Origin of the sequence: Flavobacterium sp., from assembly GCF_044357305.1 — a bacterium.
Classification (GTDB): domain Bacteria; phylum Bacteroidota; class Bacteroidia; order Flavobacteriales; family Flavobacteriaceae; genus Flavobacterium.
Window position 1 is genome coordinate 167,686 of the sequence record NZ_JBIKPS010000004.1, and the last position, 6,868, is coordinate 174,553.

8 protein-coding genes are annotated in these 6,868 nt (G+C 34.4%); 6 read left to right on the forward strand and 2 right to left on the reverse strand.

The window, feature by feature from the left end; genetic code table 11:
• Positions 1-15: 15 nt before the first annotated feature.
• Together aroA and queA are read left to right on the forward strand one after the other, a co-directional pair.
• Positions 16-1,275, forward strand: a complete 1,260-nt coding sequence (gene aroA, locus ACIQ2J_RS05075) for a 3-phosphoshikimate 1-carboxyvinyltransferase (protein WP_396167296.1) — start codon at positions 16-18, stop codon at positions 1,273-1,275.
• A 208-nt stretch (positions 1,276-1,483) separates the two neighbouring features.
• Positions 1,484-2,533 (forward strand): tRNA preQ1(34) S-adenosylmethionine ribosyltransferase-isomerase QueA, encoded by a 1,050-nt coding sequence (queA, locus tag ACIQ2J_RS05080; RefSeq protein ID WP_396167297.1) that lies wholly within the window; start codon positions 1,484-1,486, stop codon positions 2,531-2,533.
• A 114-nt stretch (positions 2,534-2,647) separates the two neighbouring features.
• Here queA and ACIQ2J_RS05085 read toward each other — a convergent pair whose 3' ends face one another.
• A complete protein-coding gene (locus ACIQ2J_RS05085; protein ID WP_396167298.1) occupies positions 2,648-3,124 on the reverse strand; it encodes a TspO/MBR family protein in 477 nt (158 codons plus the stop codon).
• Between the two features lie 81 nt (positions 3,125-3,205).
• Here ACIQ2J_RS05085 and ACIQ2J_RS05090 point away from each other — a divergent pair, with 81 nt between their 5' ends.
• From ACIQ2J_RS05090 to ACIQ2J_RS05105, 4 genes are read left to right on the forward strand one after another with little or no spacing between them, the layout of a single operon-like run.
• Positions 3,206-4,291, forward strand: a complete 1,086-nt coding sequence (locus tag ACIQ2J_RS05090; RefSeq protein ID WP_396167299.1) for a diphosphomevalonate/mevalonate 3,5-bisphosphate decarboxylase family protein — start codon at positions 3,206-3,208, stop codon at positions 4,289-4,291.
• A gap of 5 nt (positions 4,292-4,296) precedes the next feature.
• Positions 4,297-4,524: a hypothetical protein gene (locus ACIQ2J_RS05095; RefSeq protein ID WP_396167300.1), complete on the forward strand. Its 228-nt coding sequence runs from the start codon at positions 4,297-4,299 to the stop codon at positions 4,522-4,524.
• A 19-nt stretch (positions 4,525-4,543) separates the two neighbouring features.
• Positions 4,544-5,482: a mevalonate kinase gene (locus tag ACIQ2J_RS05100; RefSeq protein ID WP_396167301.1), complete on the forward strand. Its 939-nt coding sequence runs from the start codon at positions 4,544-4,546 to the stop codon at positions 5,480-5,482.
• 11 nt (positions 5,483-5,493) lie between these two features.
• The gene (locus tag ACIQ2J_RS05105; RefSeq protein WP_396167302.1) at positions 5,494-6,411 is read left to right on the forward strand and encodes a geranylgeranylglycerol-phosphate geranylgeranyltransferase; all 918 of its coding nucleotides are present in this window, start codon (positions 5,494-5,496) and stop codon (positions 6,409-6,411) included.
• Between the two features lie 364 nt (positions 6,412-6,775).
• Here the strand turns inward: ACIQ2J_RS05105 and ACIQ2J_RS05110 are convergent.
• The coding region (locus tag ACIQ2J_RS05110; RefSeq protein WP_396167308.1) for an IS3 family transposase at positions 6,776-6,868 on the reverse strand (93 nt) is incomplete at its 5' end.

Sequence of the window (6,868 nt, forward strand, 5' to 3'; positions counted from 1 at the left end):
TAAGACTTTAGAAAATTGGATTTAAGACTTCAACAAGCAAAAATTAACAAGCAACTATCAACAATCTCAATCACTGGATCCAAATCGGAAACCAATAGATTGTTGTTGTTACAAGCCTTATATCCAAACCTCACTTTAGAAAACGTCTCCAATTCAGACGACTCCGAAGTAATGATGGAGGCACTAAACCTAAAACCTACAACCCATAACCTACAACCTATAAACATCCACCACGCCGGCACCGCCATGCGTTTTCTAACCGCCTATTTTGCTATTCAAGAAGGAAGCGAAGTACTATTAACAGGTTCCTCCCGAATGAAAGAACGTCCTATTAAAATTTTAGTAGATGCCTTAAAACAACTTGGTGCGGAAATAATCTTTACCGAAAACGAAGGCTTCCCTCCTATTAAAATTACAGGAAAGAAACTCACCCAAAACAAAGTTTCACTTGCGGCAAATGTGAGCAGCCAATACATTTCGGCACTACTTTTAATAGCTCCAAAACTCGAAAACGGATTAGAATTAACTCTTGAAGGTGCAATAACATCTATGCCTTATATTCAAATGACATTAGCATTGCTAAACGAAATTGGAGTAACAACATCTTTTGAAAATAATACAATCACAGTCAACCCAACACCCAACACCCAACACCCAACACCTATAACCATCGAATCCGATTGGTCTTCGGCATCCTATTATTATTCAATTATAGCACTGTCTGAAATTGGCACCCAAATAACCCTATCCAGTTACAAACAAAACAGTTTGCAAGGTGATGCTGCTTTGGTAAAAATCTATAAAGACTTCGGAGTAGAAACAGTTTTCAATAGCAATAATTCTATTACAATAACAAAACTAGCAACCTACAACCTACAACCCACAACCTACAACCTAAACAACTCCCCCGACATCGCTCAAACCATTGCTGTTACTTGTTTCGGATTAGGAATAGGCTGCTATTTAACTGGATTGCACACCTTAAAAATTAAAGAAACCGACCGTCTAGAAGCTTTAAAAACCGAACTCACTAAACTTGGAGCCTCAATTTCTGTCACCAATGATAGCCTTACGTTACTAATGTCTGATTCTAATTTTGTTATAGTCAAGAGCAAAGCAATCGCTACCTACCAAGACCACCGCATGGCCTTGGCATTTGCACCATTGGCATTAAAAACAGATATAATTATTCAAGATGCAGAAGTAGTTTCTAAATCCTATCCAACTTTTTGGAACGATTTAAAATCCATTGGCTTCCAAATTTCAGAATTATAAAAAAACTTAAATCCTAAGTAACTCAGTGCCTAAGCAACTTAAATAAAAAAAAACTGCAAAACACTTGACAACGCCTATCTCACAATCGTATATTTGCAACCTGAATTTTAAACGTCTATGGTAAACAACCATAAACCATAAACCATAAACCATAAACTTTAAACCATAAACCATAAACCATAAACTTTAAACTTTTAAACACTCTTAAATGAAATTATCTCATTTTCAATTCAATCTTCCAACAGAATTATTAGCTGAATTTCCAGCAGAAAACCGTGACGAATCTCGTTTAATGGTAATCGATAGAAAAAAAGGAACTATAGAACACAAAATGTTCAAAGACGTTATCGATTATTTTGGAGATGGCGATGTAATGGTTTTAAATAATACCAAAGTTTTCCCAGCACGTATGTTTGGAAACAAAGAAAAAACTGGTGCTCGTATTGAAGTTTTCTTATTAAGAGAATTAAATGCAGAACAACGCCTTTGGGATGTATTGGTTGATCCAGCTCGGAAAATCAGAATCGGAAATAAATTATATTTTGGTGATGACGATTCTTTAGTTGCAGAGGTAATTGACAATACAACTTCTCGCGGAAGAACCCTACGTTTTCTTTACGATGGTTCTTACGAAGAATTTCGTAATAAATTAACCGAACTTGGTGAAACACCAATCCCAAAATACATCAATCGTGAGGTAACTCCCGAAGACGCAGAGCGTTACCAAACAATTTACGCTAAAGAAGAAGGAGCTGTAGCTGCACCAACTGCAGGTTTACACTTCTCTAAACACCTTTTAAAACGTTTAGAAATTAAAGGAGTTGAATTTGCCGAAGTAACCCTTCACGTAGGTTTAGGGACTTTCAATCCAGTTGAAGTAGAAGATTTATCCAAACATAAAATGGATTCGGAAGAGTTGAAAATCAACCAAAAAGCATGTGACATTGTTAATAGTGCCAAAGCAAACAAAAAGAAAATCTGTGTGGTAGGAACTACCTCAATGCGCGCCATAGAAAGTTCGGTTTCTTCCCAACGCACCCTAAATCCGTTTGAAGGATGGACCAATAAATTCATCTTTCCTCCCTACGATTTCAGTCTAGCCGATGCTATGATTACCAATTTCCACACCCCAAAATCAACCTTATTAATGATGATTTCGGCATTTTGTGGTCACGATTTAATGAAAAAAGCCTACGAAGAAGCCATCAAAGAAGAATACAAATTCTATTCTTATGGTGATGCAATGTTAATCATATAATTTTTTAAAGAAATACAATCAAGAATGAAATCCCATCAGCAATGATGGGATTTTTTTTATGGTTTAATGGTCAAAAAACAAATTAAAAAGCAATTTTAAGAATCCAAAGCTTGATTATCTGTTCAACCACCAAATACTACCATTCAAAACCATAGCAAAACTCACCCACACCAAATAAGGAACTAGCAACATCCCGGCAACTTTATCTATCTTCTTAAATTGGGTATAGGTTTCAAAAATCATTAACCATAAAAGCACAATCTCAATTAAAGATAAAAAAGGATTGTGAAAATAAAAAAATAACAACGTCCAAATTGCATTTAAAGCCAATTGAATAATAAAAAACATAAAAGCTTTCTTTACATTTTCGGCATCTTGTTCTATTCTGTTCCAAACCATACCACCAGCAACACCCATCATTATATAAAGAATAGTCCACACGGGAGCAAAAATCCAATTCGGTGGATTAAAAGAAGGTTTTACAAGTGTAGGATACCAAGTAGTAATACTATCTCGAGTAACCATCCCCGACAAATAACCAACCACCAAACAAGTCATTAAAACTACTGCTATTCTTAGAATCTTTTGCATTTTGTTTATATTTTATACAAATATAGTGAACAAAAGTATTTCGTTTTTCTAAAATAAGTATATTTGTCAAAATTATTAAATATGAATTCCGAAAAGGATTTTATTACCACCCAGTATTCTACATCCGTGAATCAGGGAAACTACGCTTGGAGTGCGCCAAGTAACATTGCATTAGTGAAATATTGGGGTAAAAAACAAGATCAAATTCCTGCCAACCCTTCCATAAGTTTTACTTTAAAAAACTGTAAAACAATAACCAAATTAGCATTTAACAAAAAAGAAGAAACCACTAATTTCTCCTTCGATTTGCTTTTTGAAGGAAAACCCAAAGAAGATTTCAAACCAAAAATCCAAAAGTTTTTGGAACGTATTGAAACCTATTGCCCTTATTTGAAAAACTATCATTTTACCATTGATACCCAAAATACCTTTCCGCACAGTTCGGGAATTGCCTCTTCCGCATCCGGAATGGCAGCTCTTGCTATGAACATCATGAGTTTGGAAAAAGAATTGAACCCAACAATAACAGAAGAATTCTTTTACCAAAAAGCATCTTTCCTTGCTCGTTTAGGCTCCGGAAGCGCTTGCCGAAGCATAAAAGGAAGCGTAGTTGTCTGGGGAAAACACGAAGAAATAACAGGAAGTTCCGATTTATTTGGAGTTGAATTTCCAACCCAAATTCATCCTAATTTCAACAATTACCAAGACACTATTTTATTGGTTGACAAAGGCGAAAAACTAGTTTCTAGCTCTGTTGGTCACGATTTAATGCACAAACATCCTTATGCAGAACAACGCTTTTTACAAGCGCCACAAAATCTTTCGAGTATAAAAAACATACTAGAAGCTGGAAATATAGAAGAATTCATTAAAATTGTAGAAAGCGAAGCATTGACATTGCATGCCATGATGATGACTTCTATGCCCTATTTTATCTTAATGAAACCCAACACGCTAGAAATATTAAACAAAATATGGAAGTTCCGTAACGAAACTAAAATTCCCGTTTGTTTTACCCTAGATGCTGGCGCAAACGTACATGTTTTGTATCCCGAAAACGTTAGAGTAGAAACTTTGCAATTTATTAAAGACGAATTAGTTGGCTATTGTCAAAATGGGCAGTATATTTGTGATGAAATTGGAAATGGAAGTGAAATTTTAAACTAATTTTAATGATGGATATTCAAGCCGAAAAAATATCGTTAGCCCAATTGTTGCTTCAAACAGAAGACGTTACCATAATTAAAAAGGTGAAAGCAATTTTTAATTCTAAAAAAGAAGATTGGTGGGATGAATTGAGCATTGCTCAAAAAGTAGCAATAGAAGAGTCAGAAAGAGAAATAGATAGAGGAGAATTTTTCCTTTATGAAGAGGTAAAAAAACAGTTAGGAATATTGTGAAAGAATTAATTAAAAAGATATGAAAGGACCCTTATTTTACTCTAAAATATTACTCTTCGGAGAATATGGAATCATCAAAGATTCTAAAGGCTTATCTATTCCTTATAATTTCTATAATGGCGCTTTAAAAGTAACCGAAAACCCTTCGGCAGAAGCCATAAAATCAAACGAAAGTTTAAAACGTTTTGTTGTTTATTTAGAAAATCTTCAAAATGAACAACCGGAACTAATAACTTTTAATTTATCCCTTTTAAATGCCGATGTAACAAGAGGCATGTACTTTGATTCTAGCATCCCACAAGGGTATGGTGTTGGAAGTAGTGGTGCATTAGTTGCTGCTATTTACGATAAATATGCCAACGATAAAATCACAGTTCTAGAAAATCTTACACGCGAAAAACTACTTCAATTGAAGAATATTTTCGCTCAAATGGAATCCTTTTTCCACGGAAAAAGTTCTGGTCTAGATCCTTTAAATAGTTATTTAAGCATTCCAATTCTTATAAATTCCAAAGACAATATCGAAGCAACCGGAATCCCTTCTCAAAGTGCAGAAGGCAAAGGTGCTGTATTCTTGTTAGACTCTGGAATTGTTGGCGAAACAGCTCCCATGGTAAACATTTTTATGGAAAACCTAAAAGACCAAGGTTTCCGTACCATGCTTAAAAACCAATTCGTTAAATACACCGATTTGTGTGTAGAAAACTTCCTTGGAGGCGATAAAAAATCCTTGTTTTCCAATACCAAAAAACTTTCTGCAATAGTCTTAAACAACTTCAAACCCATGATTCCAGAACAGTTTCACGGAATCTGGCAAAAAGGAATAGACACCAACGATTACTACTTAAAACTTTGTGGTTCTGGTGGTGGTGGCTACATTCTTGGTTTCACCGAAGATTTAGAAAAAGCAAAAGAATCCCTTAAAGACTATACCTTAGAAGTGGTTTACCAATTTTAAGCAACTAAATCATGTTAAGCCGACAAACCAAACGCACCATTCTGAAAATACTCAGTATGTTCTCTGTCGTTCGCGGTTACAACATCCCCATTATTGCACTTGCGCAATACCTTTCGGCAATATTTATAATGGCTCCAGAAAAAAGAGCACTCACTGTATTATTAGATTTCAACCTTTTTATATTAGTCGTAGCTTCCAGTTTAACTATAGCTTCTGGCTATATCATCAACAACTTTTACGACAGTAAAAAAGACTTAATCAACCGCCCTAACAAGTCCCGAATTGATCATTTGGTAAGTCAAAGAACCAAACTGCAAGTCTATTTCACCGTAAATTTTGTGGTGGCATTATTAGCTATGTTAGTCTCGTTTCGAGCTGTAGCCTATTTTTCAACCTATATTTTCTTGATCTGGTTTTACTCCCATAAACTAAAAAAATACCCAATAATAGGAAATCTAACCGCTTCCTTATTGGCAATTTTACCTTTTTTCGCAATATTGTTATACTACAAAAACCTCTATCCTGAAATTTTTGCACATGCAACATTTTTATTTTTGTTGCTTTTAATCCGCGAAATAATAAAAGATTTAGAAAACATAAAAGGCGATATCGCCAACGATTACCGAACCATTCCAGTTATTTATGGCGAAGTATTTGCCAAAAAAACCATTACCCTATTAACCATTTCAACGGTAATTCCGGTGTATTTTTTAGTAGAAATTTACGAAGTCGGTTTCATGGACATCTATTTCTACATCAGTCTTATCATCCTGATTTTTTTCCTGCTCTTATTATGGAAAGCCAATTCCAAAATCCAATACCTACAACTGCACATCATACTAAAATTTTTAGTAGTTTCAGGCGTTTTCAGCATTGTTTTAATAGATCCAACAGTGCTAATTCACGGCAAAGCCCTTCTTAAAATTTAGGAGCGAATCATTTGGCATTTTAGTAAACGTCATTCCTGCCATCCGTTACAATCTGTCATTGCTTAGAACTAAGCAATACAATAGAACTATTCCTCTAAGCAATGCCAGGATTTCCACTTCTGTCAGGGCTATGATGGTTATGTCTTTTGTGAAATAAAATTTTCAAATACTATTTGTCTCGTCCTAAAATAAGTTTGCATATTTATACTTAATCCTAAAATAGATTTACAACTCATTTTTAGTCCTGTTATTGATTTACAATAATAGTACTTTTGTGTAAACCTGTTTCAGGACGAGACAATGATAAATAACAAAAAAACCACATCTACCTAGACTGCACCCAAAAGTTTAGACAAATTTATAATTAATTTTGATAATAATGAGTTCGATATTTTATCGGACTCATTTTGTTTAATTTTGATTTAATTCTGACGTTATTGTAATAGATAATATACTT